The organism is Streptococcus mitis, assembly GCF_000960005.1.
In the GTDB taxonomy this organism is placed as follows: Bacteria; Bacillota; Bacilli; order Lactobacillales; family Streptococcaceae; genus Streptococcus; species Streptococcus mitis_CK.
The window spans coordinates 669,738-685,701 of record NZ_JYGP01000002.1 but is presented as its reverse complement, the minus strand read 5'-3'; the positions used below and the strand labels follow the sequence as shown (position 1 = coordinate 685,701).

15 protein-coding genes are annotated in these 15,964 nt (G+C 40.4%); 11 read left to right on the top strand and 4 right to left on the bottom strand.

Annotated features, from left to right (window positions below):
• Position 1: 1 nt before the first annotated feature.
• Both TZ90_RS04750 and TZ90_RS04745 read right to left on the bottom strand, forming a co-directional pair.
• On the bottom strand, positions 2-961 hold the full coding sequence (locus TZ90_RS04750) for a ribose-phosphate diphosphokinase (RefSeq protein WP_001283823.1): 960 nt from the start codon (positions 959-961) through the stop codon (positions 2-4).
• A 111-nt stretch (positions 962-1,072) separates the two neighbouring features.
• Positions 1,073-1,642 (bottom strand): CYTH domain-containing protein, encoded by a 570-nt coding sequence (locus tag TZ90_RS04745; protein ID WP_045611760.1) that lies wholly within the window; start codon positions 1,640-1,642, stop codon positions 1,073-1,075.
• A 128-nt stretch (positions 1,643-1,770) separates the two neighbouring features.
• Between TZ90_RS04745 and yjbM the strand changes: the two genes are divergently transcribed.
• The 8 genes from yjbM (at position 1,771) to TZ90_RS04700 (ending at position 9,482) form a co-directional block, all read left to right on the top strand.
• Complete coding sequence (gene yjbM, locus TZ90_RS04740; RefSeq protein WP_000171682.1) at positions 1,771-2,442, top strand: GTP diphosphokinase; 672 nt, start codon at positions 1,771-1,773, stop codon at positions 2,440-2,442.
• The gene (locus TZ90_RS04735; RefSeq protein ID WP_045611759.1) at positions 2,426-3,244 is read left to right on the top strand and encodes an NAD kinase; all 819 of its coding nucleotides are present in this window, start codon (positions 2,426-2,428) and stop codon (positions 3,242-3,244) included. Before yjbM ends, TZ90_RS04735 begins: the two co-directional genes overlap by 17 nt.
• Complete coding sequence (locus tag TZ90_RS04730; protein ID WP_045611758.1) at positions 3,241-4,137, top strand: RluA family pseudouridine synthase; 897 nt, start codon at positions 3,241-3,243, stop codon at positions 4,135-4,137. Before TZ90_RS04735 ends, TZ90_RS04730 begins: the two co-directional genes overlap by 4 nt.
• A 43-nt stretch (positions 4,138-4,180) precedes the next feature.
• Complete coding sequence (gene pta, locus TZ90_RS04725; RefSeq protein ID WP_000451580.1) at positions 4,181-5,155, top strand: phosphate acetyltransferase; 975 nt, start codon at positions 4,181-4,183, stop codon at positions 5,153-5,155.
• Positions 5,156-5,390: 235 nt separating this feature from the next.
• Positions 5,391-6,566, top strand: coding sequence for an A/G-specific adenine glycosylase (mutY, locus tag TZ90_RS04715; RefSeq protein ID WP_045611754.1), 1,176 nt, complete (start codon positions 5,391-5,393; stop codon positions 6,564-6,566).
• A 55-nt stretch (positions 6,567-6,621) separates the two neighbouring features.
• Positions 6,622-7,329, top strand: coding sequence for a response regulator YycF (gene yycF, locus TZ90_RS04710; RefSeq protein ID WP_045611753.1), 708 nt, complete (start codon positions 6,622-6,624; stop codon positions 7,327-7,329).
• On the top strand, positions 7,322-8,671 hold the full coding sequence (gene vicK, locus TZ90_RS04705) for a cell wall metabolism sensor histidine kinase VicK (protein WP_045611751.1): 1,350 nt from the start codon (positions 7,322-7,324) through the stop codon (positions 8,669-8,671). The genes yycF and vicK overlap by 8 nt, the downstream gene beginning before the upstream one ends.
• A 1-nt stretch (position 8,672) precedes the next feature.
• The gene (locus TZ90_RS04700) at positions 8,673-9,482 is read left to right on the top strand and encodes an MBL fold metallo-hydrolase (RefSeq protein WP_000004964.1); all 810 of its coding nucleotides are present in this window, start codon (positions 8,673-8,675) and stop codon (positions 9,480-9,482) included.
• A gap of 34 nt (positions 9,483-9,516) precedes the next feature.
• Here TZ90_RS04700 and TZ90_RS04695 read toward each other — a convergent pair whose 3' ends face one another.
• Together TZ90_RS04695 and TZ90_RS04690 are read right to left on the bottom strand one after the other, a co-directional pair.
• Entirely contained in the window at positions 9,517-9,864 is a 348-nt protein-coding gene (locus tag TZ90_RS04695) for a DUF6568 family protein (protein ID WP_045611749.1), read from the bottom strand.
• Positions 9,865-9,975: 111 nt separating this feature from the next.
• Positions 9,976-11,694, bottom strand: a complete 1,719-nt coding sequence (locus TZ90_RS04690; RefSeq protein WP_000121686.1) for a phospho-sugar mutase — start codon at positions 11,692-11,694, stop codon at positions 9,976-9,978.
• A 153-nt stretch (positions 11,695-11,847) separates the two neighbouring features.
• Between TZ90_RS04690 and abc-f the strand changes: the two genes are divergently transcribed.
• The 3 genes from abc-f to TZ90_RS04675 all read left to right on the top strand — a co-directional run bounded on the left by abc-f (position 11,848) and on the right by TZ90_RS04675 (position 15,873).
• Complete coding sequence (gene abc-f / locus TZ90_RS04685) at positions 11,848-13,749, top strand: ribosomal protection-like ABC-F family protein (RefSeq protein ID WP_045611748.1); 1,902 nt, start codon at positions 11,848-11,850, stop codon at positions 13,747-13,749.
• A gap of 2 nt (positions 13,750-13,751) precedes the next feature.
• The gene (locus TZ90_RS04680; protein WP_045612571.1) at positions 13,752-14,615 is read left to right on the top strand and encodes an Rgg family transcriptional regulator; all 864 of its coding nucleotides are present in this window, start codon (positions 13,752-13,754) and stop codon (positions 14,613-14,615) included.
• 79 nt (positions 14,616-14,694) lie between these two features.
• Positions 14,695-15,873: an MFS transporter gene (locus tag TZ90_RS04675; protein ID WP_045611747.1), complete on the top strand. Its 1,179-nt coding sequence runs from the start codon at positions 14,695-14,697 to the stop codon at positions 15,871-15,873.
• Positions 15,874-15,964: the final 91 nt, after the last annotated feature.

Below are 15,964 nucleotides of genomic sequence, written 5' to 3'. Positions count from 1 at the left end.
CTTATTTCTTTTTGTTGTAGGCAAAGAGTGGGCTGACTGGTTTTCTTTCGTGAATACGGACGATAGCATCACCAATTAACTCACTAGCAGTGATGTAGCATACGTTTTTAGGAGTTTTTTCTTTTGTTGCTACTGAATCAGTCACAAGAATTTCTTTAATATTAGTATTGTCAAGAAGTTCAGCAGCTCCTTCGACGAAGAGACCGTGGCTAGAAACAGCATAAATTTCTGTAGCTCCTTCACGTTCAACGATTTTAGCAGCTTCAGAGAAGGTACGTCCTGTGTTAAGAATATCATCAATCAAGATGGCTTTCTTACCTTCAACATCACCAATAATATAACCTTCGTTACGAGTTGCATCGTCTTGAGGGTAATCGATAATGGCGATAGGAGCATCAAGATACTCAGCCAAGCTACGAGCACGTTTGACACCTGAATTTTTAGGGCTAACGACAACAACATCTGAGCCAAGGAGCCCCTTATCGCAGTAATGTTTTGCAAATAGAGGAACTGTATAGAGGTTGTCAACAGGAATATCAAAGAAGCCTTGAACCTGAACGGCATGCAAATCAAGCGTAAGGACACGGTCAACTCCAGCCTTAACCAGCATATTAGCAACTAGTTTAGCTGTAAGTGGCTCACGAGGTGAAGCAATGCGGTCTTGACGTGCATAGCCAAAATATGGAAGGACAACGTTGATACTGTGGGCACTTGCGCGCACACAAGCGTCAACCATGATCAACAATTCCATTAGGTGGTTGTTAACAGGGAAACTTGTAGACTGGATGATGTAAACATCATAACCACGGACACTTTCTTCGATATTCACTTGGATTTCTCCGTCTGAAAATTGACGTGATGATAGTTTTCCAAGCGGTACACCAACAGCTTGTGCAATTTTCTGTGCAATCTCTTGGTTAGAGTTGAGTGCGAAAAGTTTCATGTTTTTTCTATCTGACATTATAGACCGTCCTCTGTAAACTTTTTAAATCCTAGCCATATCTGCCTAGCCTATATGAACTGGGATTTTTGTATTTTAACTCTTCTATTTTACCAAAAAATGGAGATTATTTCAGCTATTTTTCATGCTTTTGACAAATCGAACCAATTTTGAGGGAGCTTTTTGGTAGGAAATCTGATTTTCCTCTAAAAATTGTTGGAAATCCTGTTTGCCTTGCTCATAATTTTCCACTTCAAGTTCTAATTCGTAATCTGTAATATCAAAGTACTGACTCTCATCCAGTGCCATGAGACCAATAGCTGTTTGCATTTCATAGCGAAGTGTCGTTAGACAACCAAGGATCTGCCATTCACTTGTTTTAATACCATGTTTCGCCAATTCATCCAATACTATCCCTTGAGGAAGTTCTTTCTTGCTCAGATAGTTTTCAGCATCTTTTAGTTGCAATTTTTGGTTGTATTCCATGTTTCCAACACTTTGCGGGACTTTGAGTGTCAATTCTGCCCAGTCTCCAAAGGTTCGAATGCGCATAGCAACTTTCTTTTCTCGCAGTTCAAAATCAGGTGTGTCGATGTAGTAATTTTTTTGAAGAACAGGAGTGACACCTGTGAACTGGTCTTTTAGACGATCATATTCATCTTTTTTCAATAGTGTTTTCAATTCAATTTCTAAATGTTTCATTTTTGTTACCTTTTCTTTATCGTTGAAAGCGGATTTATGGTATAATAAGCATTGTATTTATTGTATATGAATCTGGAGAAAAAATCAAAGATATTTTTGAAGGATAATATGAGAACAAGGGAGAATATATGACCTTAGAATGGGAAGAATTTCTAGATCCTTACATTCAAGCTGTTGGTGAGTTAAAGATTAAACTTCGTGGTATTCGTAAGCAATATCGTAAGCAAAATAAGCATTCTCCTATTGAGTTTGTGACTGGTCGAGTCAAGCCGATTGAGAGCATCAAGGAAAAAATGGCTCGGCGTGGCATTACTTATGCGACCTTAGAGCACGATTTGCAAGATATTGCTGGTTTGCGTGTGATGGTTCAGTTTGTAGATGACGTTAAGGAAGTAGTGGAGATTTTGCGCAAACGTCAGGATATGCGGATCATACAGGAGCGAGATTACATTACTCATCGAAAAGCATCAGGCTATCGTTCCTATCACGTGGTAGTAGAATATACGGTTGATACTATCAATGGTGCCAAGACTATTTTGGCGGAAATTCAAATTCGTACCTTGGCCATGAATTTCTGGGCAACGATAGAACATTCTCTCAACTACAAGTACCAAGGGGATTTCCCAGAGGAGATAAAGAAGCGACTGGAAATCACGGCCAAGATTGCCCATCAGTTGGATGAAGAAATGGGGAAAATACGTGATGATATCCAAGAAGCTCAGGCTCTTTTTGATCCTTTGAGTAGAAAATTAAATGATGGTGTAGGAAACAGTGACGATACAGATGAAGAATACAGGTAAACGAATTGACCTGATAGCTAATAGAAAACCGCAGAGTCAAAGGGTTTTGTATGAATTGCGAGATCGTTTGAAGAGAAATCAGTTTATACTCAATGATACCAATCCGGACATTGTCATCTCCATTGGTGGGGATGGTATGCTCTTGTCGGCCTTTCATAAGTACGAAAGCCAGCTTGACAAGGTCCGCTTCATTGGTGTTCACACTGGACATTTGGGCTTCTATACGGACTACCGTGATTTTGAGTTGGACAAGCTAGTGACTAATTTGCAGCTAGATACCGGAGCAAGAGTCTCATACCCTGTTCTGAATGTGAAGGTTTTTCTTGAAAATGGTGAAGTGAAGATTTTTAGAGCACTGAATGAAGCCAGTATCCGCAGGTCTGATCGAACCATGGTGGCAGATATTGTCATCAATGGTGTTCCCTTTGAACGTTTTCGCGGAGATGGCTTAACAGTTTCAACGCCGACTGGTAGTACGGCTTATAACAAGTCGCTTGGTGGAGCTGTTTTACACCCTACCATTGAAGCTTTGCAATTAACGGAAATTGCTAGTCTTAACAATCGTGTTTATCGAACGCTGGGTTCGTCTATTATTGTTCCTAAGAAGGATAAGATTGAACTCATTCCAACGAGAAATGATTACCATACCATTTCGGTTGACAATAGCGTTTATTCTTTCCGTAATATTGAGCGTATCGAGTATCAAATTGACCATCATAAGATTCACTTTGTCGCATCACCTAGCCATACCAGTTTCTGGAATCGTGTTAAGGATGCTTTCATCGGCGAGGTGGATGAATGAGGTTTGAATTTATCGCAGATGAGCATGTCAAGGTCAAGACCTTCTTAAAAAAGCATGAGGTTTCTAAGGGGCTTCTGGCCAAGATTAAGTTTCGAGGTGGAGCTATTCTGGTCAATGATCAACCACAAAATGCGACGTATCTATTGGATATTGGAGACCGAGTTACCATTGATATTCCCGCTGAGGAAGGTTTTGAAACTCTCGAAGCTATCGAGCGCCCACTGGATATTCTCTATGAGGATGACCATTTTCTAGTCTTGAATAAACCCTATGGAGTGGCTTCTATTCCTAGTGTTAATCACTCCAATACCGTTGCCAATTTTATCAAGGGTTACTACGTCAAGCAAAACTATGAAAATCAGCAGGTTCACATTGTGACCAGACTTGATAGAGACACTTCTGGCTTGATGCTTTTTGCTAAGCACGGCTATGCCCACGCACGATTAGACAAGCAGTTACAGAAGAAGTCCATTGAAAAACGCTACTTTGCTTTGGTTAAAGGTGATGGACACTTGGAGTCAGAGGGGGAAATTATTGCTCCGATTGCGCGTGATGAAGACTCCATTATCACCAGAAGAGTGGCTAAAGGTGGAAAGTATGCCCATACTTCCTACAAGATTGTAGCTTCTTATGGAAATATCCACTTGGTCGACATTCGCCTTCATACTGGACGAACCCACCAAATCCGAGTCCATTTTTCTCATATTGGTTTCCCTTTGTTGGGCGATGACTTGTATGGTGGTAGTCTAGACGATGGAATTCAGCGCCAAGCCCTACATTGTCATTCCTTAACTTTTTATCATCCATTTTTAGAGCAAGACTTGCAGTTAGAAAGTCCCTTGCCGGATGATTTTAGCAACCTTATTACCCAGTTATCAACTAATACTCTATAAAAACTGTTTCAGAGTATAATTATTATTTTAAAGGAGAAAACTCATGGAAGTTTTTGAAAGTCTTAAAGCCAACCTAGTTGGCAAAAATGCTCGTATCGTTCTCCCTGAAGGGGAAGAGCCTCGTATTCTGCAAGCAACTAAACGCTTGGTAAAAGAAACAGAAGTGATTCCTGTTTTGCTTGGAAATCCTGAAAAAATTAAAATTTATCTTGAAATTGAAGGGATCATGGATGGTTATGAGGTCATCGACCCTCAACATTATCCTCAATTTGAAGAAATGGTTGCTGCCTTGGTAGAACGTCGTAAGGGCAAAATGTCTGAAGAAGATGCACGCAAGGTTTTGGTTGAAGATGTCAACTATTTTGGTGTTATGTTGGTTTACTTGGGCTTGGTTGATGGAATGGTGTCAGGAGCGATTCACTCAACAGCTTCAACAGTTCGTCCAGCTCTTCAAATCATCAAAACTCGTCCAAATGTAACTCGTACTTCAGGTGCCTTCCTCATGGTTCGTGGTACGGAGCGTTACCTCTTTGGGGACTGTGCCATCAATATCAATCCAGACGCTGAAGCTTTGGCTGAAATTGCAATCAACTCAGCAATTACAGCTAAGATGTTTGGAATCGAGCCTAAAATTGCTATGCTAAGCTATTCTACTAAAGGTTCAGGATTTGGAGAAAGCGTTGATAAGGTTGTTGAAGCAACTAAAATTGCTCATGACTTGCGTCCTGACCTTGAAATCGATGGGGAATTGCAATTTGATGCAGCCTTTGTTCCTGAAACTGCAGCTCTGAAAGCTCCTGGAAGTACGGTAGCTGGTCAAGCAAATGTCTTCATCTTCCCAGGTATCGAGGCAGGAAATATCGGATACAAGATGGCTGAACGTCTTGGTGGTTTTGCAGCTGTAGGACCTGTTTTGCAAGGTTTGAACAAACCAGTTAACGACCTTTCTCGTGGATGTAATGCAGATGATGTTTACAAGTTAACCCTTATCACAGCAGCTCAAGCTGTTCATCAATAAGATTTAGTCCTCTTTCCCTTGGGAAGAGGCTTTTTATACTCAATGAAAATCAAAGAGCAAACTAGGAAACTAGCCGCAGGTTGCTCAAAGCACTGCTTTGAGGTTGCAGATAAGACTGACGAAGTCAGGAACCATACCTACGGCAAGGCGACGTTGACGTGGTTTGAATTTGATTTTCGAAGAGTATTAATACTAGGAAAAGGACAGTTAGAATCTTCTGTGTTATACTAGAGATATGTTAGATTTGAAAGAATACGGTATCGTCATGTGGCCGGAGGAGAAGATCATTTCTTTTCGTGAGAAACTTCTCAACTGGTATGATGCAAATAAAAGAGATTTACCATGGCGTAGGAGTAAGAATCCTTATCATATCTGGGTCTCTGAAATTATGCTCCAGCAGACTAGGGTGGATACAGTTATTCCATACTATGAACGTTTCTTGGACTGGTTTCCAACAGTGGAAAGTTTGGCGAATGCGCCTGAAGAAGGTTTGTTGAAGGCTTGGGAAGGTTTGGGTTATTATTCTCGAGTTCGTAATATGCAGGTTGCAGCCCAGCAGATTATGACTGACTTTGGTGGCCAATTTCCAAACACCTATGAAGGAATTTCTAGTTTAAAAGGAATTGGCCCTTACACAGCAGGAGCCATTTCTAGTATTGCTTTTAACTTGCCTGAGCCAGCTGTAGATGGTAATGTTATGCGTGTTTTGGCCCGTCTGTTCGAAGTCAACCACGATATTGGCATTCCAAGCAATCGCAAAATTTTTCAAGCAATGATGGAAATCCTGATTGACCCAGAACGGCCAGGTGACTTTAATCAAGCCTTGATGGACTTGGGCTCAGATATTGAGGCACCTGTAAATCCCAGACCAGAAGAAAGCCCAGTTAAGGACTTTAGTGCGGCATATCAGCATGGCACAATGGACCGTTATCCAGTTAAGGCTCCAAAGAAAAAGCCTGTTCCTATTTATCTTAAAGCCTTAGTTGTGAACAATTCTCAGGGACAATTTTTACTTGAAAAAAATGAAAGTGAAAAGTTGTTGGCAGGATTTTGGCATTTCCCACTGGTAGAAGTAGATGACTTTTCGGAAGAGGAGCAGTTTGACCTCTTCCATCAGGTTGCAGAAGAAAGTGTGAACTTTGGTCCCAGTCCAGAGGAGAGTTTCCAGCAGGACTATGACCTAGATGTTGATTGGCTTAATGTTTATTTTGAGACTGTCAAGCATGTCTTTAGTCATCGTAAATGGCATGTTCAAATTGTAGCAGGTCAGGTGACTGACTTCCATGATTTTTCAGATAGGGAAGTTCGCTGGCTTTCACCAGAAGAGTTTAAGAATTACCCACTTGCCAAACCCCAACAAAAAATCTGGCAGGCTTATGCACAAGCCAACTTAGACAGTAGCAAAGACTAGCTATTGTGTCTTCTTTTTATTTTTTTGGTATAATAGTAGAGAAAAAGGTGAACATATGAAAAAAATATTAATTGTAGATGATGAAAAACCAATCTCAGATATTATCAAGTTTAATATGACCAAGGAAGGTTACGAAGTTGTAACTGCTTTTAACGGTCGTGAAGCGCTAGAGCAATTTGAAGCAGAGCAGCCAGATATTATTATTCTGGATTTGATGCTTCCAGAAATTGATGGCTTAGAAGTTGCGAAGACTATTCGCAAGACAAGTAGTGTGCCTATTATTATGCTGTCGGCTAAAGACAGTGAATTTGATAAGGTTATCGGTTTAGAGCTTGGGGCGGATGACTATGTAACCAAACCCTTCTCAAATCGTGAGTTACAGGCGCGTGTTAAAGCTCTTCTTCGTCGTACGGACTTGGTTTCTGTAGATAATCAAGAATCAGATGAAAATAAAACTCAACCCTTGCAAATTAGGGACTTGGAGATTGTTCCAGATGCCTATGTTGCTAAGAAATACGGTGAAGAACTAGACTTAACTCACCGTGAATTTGAGCTTTTGTATCACTTGGCTTCTCATATCGGTCAAGTAATTACGCGTGAACACTTGCTTGAAACGGTCTGGGGTTATGATTATTTTGGAGATGTTCGGACTGTTGACGTAACTATCAGACGTTTGCGTGAGAAGATTGAAGACACACCAAGTCGTCCAGAGTATATCCTAACACGTCGCGGTGTTGGTTATTATATGAGAAATAATGATTGAATTTATTAGAAAAAATATTCTTACTAGTGATTTTATCTTCATTTTAATTTTATTGGGTTTTATCTTGATTGTTACCTTGCTTTTGCTGGAAAATCGGCGAGATAATATTCGGTTGAAGCAAATCAATCAAAAGGTTAAAGATCTGATTGCGGGAGATTATTCTCAGGTATTGGATATGCAGGGAAGCTCTGAAATCACTAATATTACCAATAATCTCAATGATTTATCAGAAGTAATTCGTCTAACCCAAGAAAATCTGGAACAAGAGAGTAAACGATTACATAGTATCCTATCTTACATGACGGATGGAGTCCTCGCGACCAATCGTCGTGGTAAGATTACTATGATTAATGACATGGCTAAGAAACAGCTAGGCGTTCAGAAGGAAGATGTTTTAAACAAAAGTATTCTAGAATTGCTTAAGATTGAAGATGAGTATGAACTTCGTGATTTGATTACCCAAATTCCTGAACTCATGATTGATTCTCAGGATGCCAATGGTGAATATCTGAGCCTTCGTGTACGCTTCGCCTTGATTCGTCGAGAGTCTGGTTTTATCTCAGGTCTGGTTGCCGTTCTGCATGATACAACGGAGCAAGAGAAGGAAGAGCGTGAACGGAGACTCTTTGTTTCCAATGTTAGTCATGAGTTACGGACTCCACTGACTAGCGTAAAATCCTATCTTGAAGCCTTGGATGAGGGGGCCTTGTCAGAACCTGTCGCACCAGACTTTATCAAGGTATCTCTAGATGAAACTAACCGTATGATGCGAATGGTAACGGATCTCCTCCATCTTTCACGGATTGATAATGCGACCAGTCACCTAGATGTGGAACTGATTAACTTTACTGCCTTTATTACCTTTATCCTTAACCGCTTTGATAAGATGAGGGGATCAGACGAAGAAAAGAAATATGAATTGGTCAGAGATTATCCGATTACCTCTGTCTGGATTGAAATTGATACAGACAAGATGACACAGGTGATTGATAATATTCTCAACAATGCCATTAAATATTCTCCAGATGGTGGAAAAATCACAGTGACCATGAAGACGACTGATGATCAGATGATTTTATCCATCTCAGACCAAGGATTGGGTATTCCTAAGCAGGATTTGCCACGTATCTTTGACCGTTTCTACCGTGTGGATCGTGCTAGAAGTCGTGCCCAAGGTGGAACAGGATTGGGACTGTCTATTGCCAAAGAAATTATCAAACAACATAATGGTTTTATTTGGGCCAAGAGTATATACGGTAAGGGTTCAACTTTTACCATTGTACTCCCTTATGATAAGGATGCAGTGAAAGAAGAAGTATGGGAGGATGAAGTAGAAGACTAGAATGAGTGAAACAGGCTTTAAATATAGTATTTTAGCATCGGGTTCCAGTGGAAATTCCTTTTATCTGGAAACTCCAAAAAAGAAGCTTTTAGTGGATGCAGGCTTGTCGGGCAAGAAAATTACCAGCTTACTTGCTGAAATAAATCGCAAACCAGAGGACTTGGATGCCATCTTGATTACGCATGAGCATTCTGACCATATTCATGGAGTGGGTGTTTTGGCTCGCAAGTATGGTATGGATTTGTACGCCAATGAAAAGACCTGGCAGGCTATGGAAAATAGCAAGTATCTTGGCAAAGTGGATTCATCTCAGAAGCACATTTTTGAGATGGGTAAAACCAAAACATTTGGAGATATCGACATTGAGAGTTTTGGTGTTAGCCATGATGCGGTTGCACCGCAATTCTATCGCTTTATGAAGGATGATAAGAGTTTTGTCATGCTGACTGATACAGGTTATGTTAGTGATCGAATGGCAGGAATTGTCGAAAATGCAGATGGCTATCTTATCGAGTCCAACCATGATGTAGAGATTTTGCGAGCAGGTTCTTACGCTTGGCGACTCAAACAACGAATCCTATCGGATCTCGGTCACCTTTCTAACGAGGACGGTGCTGAAGCTATGATTCGTACCTTGGGAAACCGCACTAAGAAGATCTACCTTGGGCATTTATCTAAGGAAAACAATATCAAGGAACTGGCTCACATGACCATGGTTAATCAGCTAGCACAAGCTGATCTGGGAGTTGGAGTAGACTTTAAGGTTTATGATACCTCACCAGATACCGCAACACCTTTGACAGACATATAAAAAAGAAGGCGAGCGCCTTCTTTTTATATATCTTTTACAATCCAGCAAAATCTTTGATTTCTTGTGCTGACATAGAAGAGTCGCAACGGACATTGATTTGTCCATCTGCGATGTGGACAAAGCCTGGTACAGTTGGGATTCCGTAGCGTGAACGGAATGCTTGCAACTCATTGAGTTGGCTTGCTTCTTCACTATTGATGAAGTAGATGTGAGCTTTGGTTTCAGCTACGACACCTGCTAAAGTACCTGCAAATTTACGGCAGTAAGGGCAAGTTTTGCGACCGATAAAGAAGGTTGCAGTTTCTTTTTTATCAAGAGCTTCTTGAGCATGCGCAACTGTAGTGACTTCAAGGTTTTTGATATTATCTAAAAATTGTTCCATGAGATTACCTCGCTTTCATTGATATGTCTAGTATGCCATAAAGTTTCTAAAATTGCTTAGATTTGATACGAAAAAAAGATGAGATTGGTTGGTCTCATCTTTTATAGGACTTTATTTTACAAAAGCATTGATTTCTGCTTCGATGTTAGCAATCTTAGCTTGTGATTCTTCGTTGGTTTCACCTACAACTGCAATGTAGAACTTGATTTTTGGTTCTGTACCTGAAGGGCGAACAGCAATCCATGAACCGTCAGCAAGTGTGTATTTCAACACATCACTTGGAGGAGTTGTTAAGTTTGTAACAGTACCGTCAGCAGCAGTAGCAGTTTGTGCCTTGAAGTCTTCTACGACAGTGATAGCTGTTGCGTTCCATTCTTTTGGAGCATTGTTACGGAACTTAGCCATAATCGCTTTGATTTGTTCAGCACCATCGACACCTGAAAGGGTAACAGAGATAGTTTTTTCTGCGTAGTAGCCGTACTCTTTGTAGATTTCTTCGATACCGTCAGCAAGTGTCAAACCGCGTGAACGGTAGTAGGCAGCAAGCTCAGCAACGACGAGAACAGCTTGGATAGCGTCTTTATCACGTACGAATGGTTTAATCAAGTAACCGAAGCTTTCTTCAAATCCCATCATGTAAGTGTGGTTGTGTTTTTCTTCGAATTCTTGGATTTTTTCAGCGATGAATTTGAAACCAGTCAAGACGTTGAACATAGTTGCGCCGTAGCTTTCAGCAATCTTCGTTACCAAGTCAGTTGATACGATAGATTTACATAGGGCTGCATTTTCAGGAAGAGTTCCAGCGTTTTTGTGGGCTTCCAATATGTATTTAGCCATGATAGCACCGATTTGGTTACCTGAAAGGTTGAGGTAGCTACCATCTTTTTGAAGAACTTCAACACCAACACGGTCAGCGTCAGGGTCAGTTGCGACAAGAACATCCGCACCAACTTGACGACCAAGTTCTTCAGCAAGGGCAAAGGCTGCTTGGCTTTCTGGGTTTGGAGATTTTACAGTTGAGAAGTCAGGGTCAGCAGTTGCTTGTGCTTCAACGACTTGAACTGAGTCAAATCCTGCTTGGGCAAGAGCACGACGAGCCAACATTTCACCAGTACCATGAAGTGGTGTATAGACAATTTTCATGTCTTTACCAAATTCTTCAATCAAGGCTGGGTTGATGTTTACGTCCTTAACCTCTTTAAGGTATTCTACGTCAACAGCTTCGCCGATAACTTCAATCAAGCCAGAAGCTTTTTCAGCTTCCACATCAGCAACTTCAACTGCAAATGGGTTTTCGATAGCACGGATATAAGTAGTCAACGCGTCCGCATCGTGTGGAGGCATTTGTCCACCGTCTTCACCGTAAACCTTGTAACCGTTAAATGGAGCAGGGTTGTGGCTGGCTGTGACCATAATACCTGCGAAACAGTTGAGGTGACGAACTGCAAATGAGAGTTCTGGAGTTGGACGAAGGCTTTCAAATACATAAGATTTGATACCATGTTTAGCAAGAACTGCAGCAGATTCAAAGGCAAACTCTGGTGAGAAGTGACGGCTATCGTAGGCGATTGCCACACCACGTTCTTTTTCATTTCCACCTTTAGACTCAATCAAACGAGCCAATCCTTCAGTAGCTTGGCGAACAACGTAGATGTTGATGCGGTTTGTACCAGCACCAATCAAGCCACGCATACCCGCAGTACCAAATTCAAGATTTGTATAGAAGGCATCTTCCTTAGTTTTTTCGTCCATATTTTCCAAATCTTGACGAAGGTAGTCAGGAAGCTCCGCAAAATCAACCCATTTCTGGTAATTTTCTTGGTAAGACATTGAAATTCTCCTTTTTGTAAATTGTTTTAACCGTTCACATTATAGCACTTTTTAGCGTTTTAGTAAAACGGTAGCATAATTTTCAGAAAAGTAGTGACATATGCCGGTTTATCAAGTCTTGAATGCCTTAGGGAAACATGCTATACTGTTTGTATGATTATTTTACAAGCTAATAAAATTGAACGTTCTTTTGCAGGAGAGGTTCTTTTTGATAATATTAACCTACAAGTTGATGAACGAGATCGAATTGCCCTTGTTGGGAAAAATGGAGCAGGTAAGTCTACTCTTTTGAAGATTTTAGTTGGAGAAGAGGAGCCAACTAGTGGAGAAATCAATAAGAAAAAAGATATTTCTCTGTCTTACCTAGCCCAAGATAGCCGTTTTAAGTCTGAAAATACCATCTACGATGAGATGCTTCATGTCTTTGATGACTTACGTCGGACGGAGAAACAACTTCGTCAGATGGAGTTGGAGATGGGTGAAAAGTCTGGTGATGATTTGAATAAACTGATGTCAGATTACGACCGCTTATCTGAAAATTTTCGCCAAGCAGGTGGCTTTACCTATGAAGCTGATATTCGAGCGATTTTGAATGGATTCAAGTTTGACGAATCTATGTGGCAGATGAAAATTGCTGAGCTTTCTGGTGGCCAAAATACTCGTTTGGCACTTGCTAAAATGCTACTTGAGAAGCCCAATCTCTTGGTCTTGGACGAGCCAACTAACCACTTAGATATTGAAACTATAGCCTGGCTAGAGAATTACTTGGTAAATTATAGCGGAGCCCTCATTATCGTCAGCCACGACCGTTATTTCTTGGACAAGGTTGCAACGATTACGCTGGATTTGACCAAGCATTCTTTGGATCGCTATGTGGGCAATTATTCTCGTTTTGTTGAGCTGAAGGAGCAAAAGCTAGCTACTGAAGCAAAAAACTATGAAAAGCAACAAAAGGAAATTGCCGCTCTGGAAGACTTTGTCAACCGCAATCTAGTACGAGCTTCAACGACTAAACGTGCCCAATCTCGCCGAAAACAACTGGAAAAAATGGAGCGTTTGGACAAGCCAGAAGCTGGTAAGAAATCAGCCAATATGACCTTCCAGTCTGAAAAAACGTCTGGTAATGTTGTATTGACTGTTGAAAATGCGGCTATTGGCTATGATGGGGAAGTCCTGTCTCAACCGATTAACCTAGACCTTCGTAAGATGAATGCTGTTGCCATCGTTGGTCCAAATGGTATTGGCAAGTCAACCTTTATCAAGTCTATTGTGGACCAGATTCCTTTTATCAAGGGTGAGAAGCGCTTTGGCGCTAATGTTGAGGTTGGTTACTATGACCAAACTCAAAGCAAGCTGACACCAAGTAATACTGTACTGGATGAACTCTGGAATGATTTTAAACTGACACCAGAAGTTGAAATCCGTAACCGTCTAGGTGCCTTCCTTTTCTCAGGAGATGATGTTAAAAAATCAGTTGGTATGTTGTCAGGTGGAGAGAAAGCTCGTTTGCTTTTGGCTAAATTGTCTATGGAAAACAACAACTTCCTGATTCTGGACGAGCCGACCAACCACTTGGATATTGATAGCAAGGAAGTGTTGGAAAATGCCTTGATTGACTTCGATGGTACTCTTCTATTCGTTAGCCATGACCGTTACTTTATCAATCGTGTGGCAACTCATGTACTGGAATTGTCTGAAAATGGTTCAACTCTTTACTTGGGAGATTATGACTATTATGTCGATAAAAAGGCTGAAATGGAAGTCAGTCTGACAGAGGAAGCTTCAACTAACAATCAAGCAAATGAAGTAAGTTCAGTCAATGATTATCAGGCCCAGAAAGAAAGTCAAAAAGAAGTTCGCAAGCTCATGAGACAAATCGAAAATCTAGAAGCTGAAATCGAAGAGTTAGAAAGTCAAAGTCAAGCCATTTCTGAACAAATGTTGGAAACAAACGATGCCGGTAAACTGATGGAATTGCAGGCTGAGCTGGACAAAATCAGCCATCGTCAGGAAGAAGCTATGCTTGAATGGGAAGAATTATCAGAGCAGGTGTAAAAATGGAACATCTTGGAAAAGTATTTCGTGAATTTCGAACAAGTGGCAATTATTCCTTAAAGGAGGCAGCAGGGGAGTCTTGCTCTACTTCTCAGTTATCTCGCTTTGAGCTTGGGGACTCTGACCTAGCAGTCTCACGTTTCTTTGAGATTTTGGATAACATTCATGTAACAATCGAAAATTTTATGGATAAGGCAAGGAATTTTCACAATCATGAACATGTTGCCATGATGGGACAAATTGTACCCCTTTATTATTCAAATGATATTGCAGGTTTTCAAAAGCTTCAAGAAGAACAACTTGAAAAGGCTAAGAGTTCGACAAATCCACTCTATTTTGAGCTGAACTGGATTTTGCTACAAGGTTTGATTTGTCAAAGAGATGCGAGTTATGAGATGAAGCAGGATGATTTGGATAAGGTAGCAGATTATCTCTTCAAAACAGAAGAATGGACCATGTATGAGTTGATTCTGTTTGGTAACCTCTATAGTTTCTACGATGTGGAGTATGTCACTCGGATTGGTAGAGAAGTTATGGAGAGGGAGGAATTTTACCAAGAGATTGGTCGCCATAAGAGATTAGTGTTGATTTTGGCCCTCAATTGTTACCAGCATTGTTTAGAGTATCTCTCTTTTGACAATGCAAGCTATTTTGAGACTTATACAGAGAAGATTATTGGTAAAAACATTAGTCTGTATGAACGAAATATTTTACATTACCTCAAAGGTTTTGCCTTATATCAAAAAGGAAAGTGTAAAGAAGGTTGTAGCCAGATGCAAGAGGCTATGCATATTTTTGATGTGCTAGGTATTCCAGAGCAAGTAGCCTACTATCAGGAACACTACGAAAAATTTGTCAAAGATTAATTTTCCCAAATAAGGGAAAAAATAAAAAGCTCCTTTCGGTTTTGATACAATAGTTTCAAAATTTGAGAGGAGTTTTTATATGAATCGCTATGCCGTACAGTTGATTAGCCGTGGAGCTGTTAACAAGATAGGGAATATGCTCTATGATTATGGAAATAGTGTCTGGTTGGCTTCCATGGGATCTATAGGCCAGACTGTTTTAGGAATGTATCAGATTTCTGAACTCGTCACATCTATTCTCGTAAATCCCTTTGGCGGGGTCATTTCAGACCGTTTTTCTCGTCGTAGGATTTTAATGGTGACAGACCTTGTGTGTGGGATTCTTTGTCTGGCTATTTCTTTTATAAGGAATGACAGCTGGATGATTGGAGCTTTGATTGGGGCTAATATTGTGCAGGCGATTGCCTTTGCCTTTTCTAGACCAGCAAATAAGGCCATTATCACAGAATTGGTAGAGAAGGATGAACTGGTCCTCTACAATTCTCGTTTGGAGTTGGTCTTGCAGGTTGTCAGTGTGAGTTCTCCTGTACTCTCTTTTCTGGTTTTACAATTCGCAAGTCTCCATATGACGCTACTGCTAGACTCGCTGACTTTTTTCATTGCTTTTATTCTAGTGGCTTTCCTTCCAAAAGAGGAAGCAAAAGTTCAAGAGAAAAAGGCTTTTACTGGGAGAGATATTTTTGTAGATATCAAGGATGGGTTACACTATATCTGGCATCAGCAAGAAATTTTCTTCCTTTTGCTGGTAGCTTCCAGCGTTAATTTCTTTTTTGCGGCTTTTGAGTTTTTGCTTCCTTTTTCAAATAAACTATATGGAGTACAAGGTGCTTATGCGACTATCTTAACCATGGGTGCGATTGGCTCAATTATAGGAGCACTGATAGCAAATAAATTTAAATCAAGTATGAATACACTTTTGTTCTTATTGATTTTAACAGGAGTAGGAGTTTTCATGATGGGTTTGCCACTGCCCAATATTTTAACCTTTTCTGGAAACCTGATTTGTGAACTCTTTATGACGATTTTTAATATTCACTTCTTTACACAGGTACAGACCAAGATTGATGGAGAATATTTGGGTAGGGTATTGAGTACCATTTTTACACTGGCAATTCTCTTTATGCCGATTGCGAAAGGTTTGATGACCTTTCTTCCAAGTGTCCATCTTTATTCTTTCTTGATTATTGGACTTGGAGTTGTCGCCTTATCCTTCTTAGCTCTAGGCTATGTACGAACTCATTTTGAAAAAGAGACATAAGTTTGCTTGGACTTCAAAAATAATTCCAATCTAAGTGTTTTTTCCGCCCTTCTCGTTTGTGAGAAGGGCTTAATTTATGGTAAAATAGTTT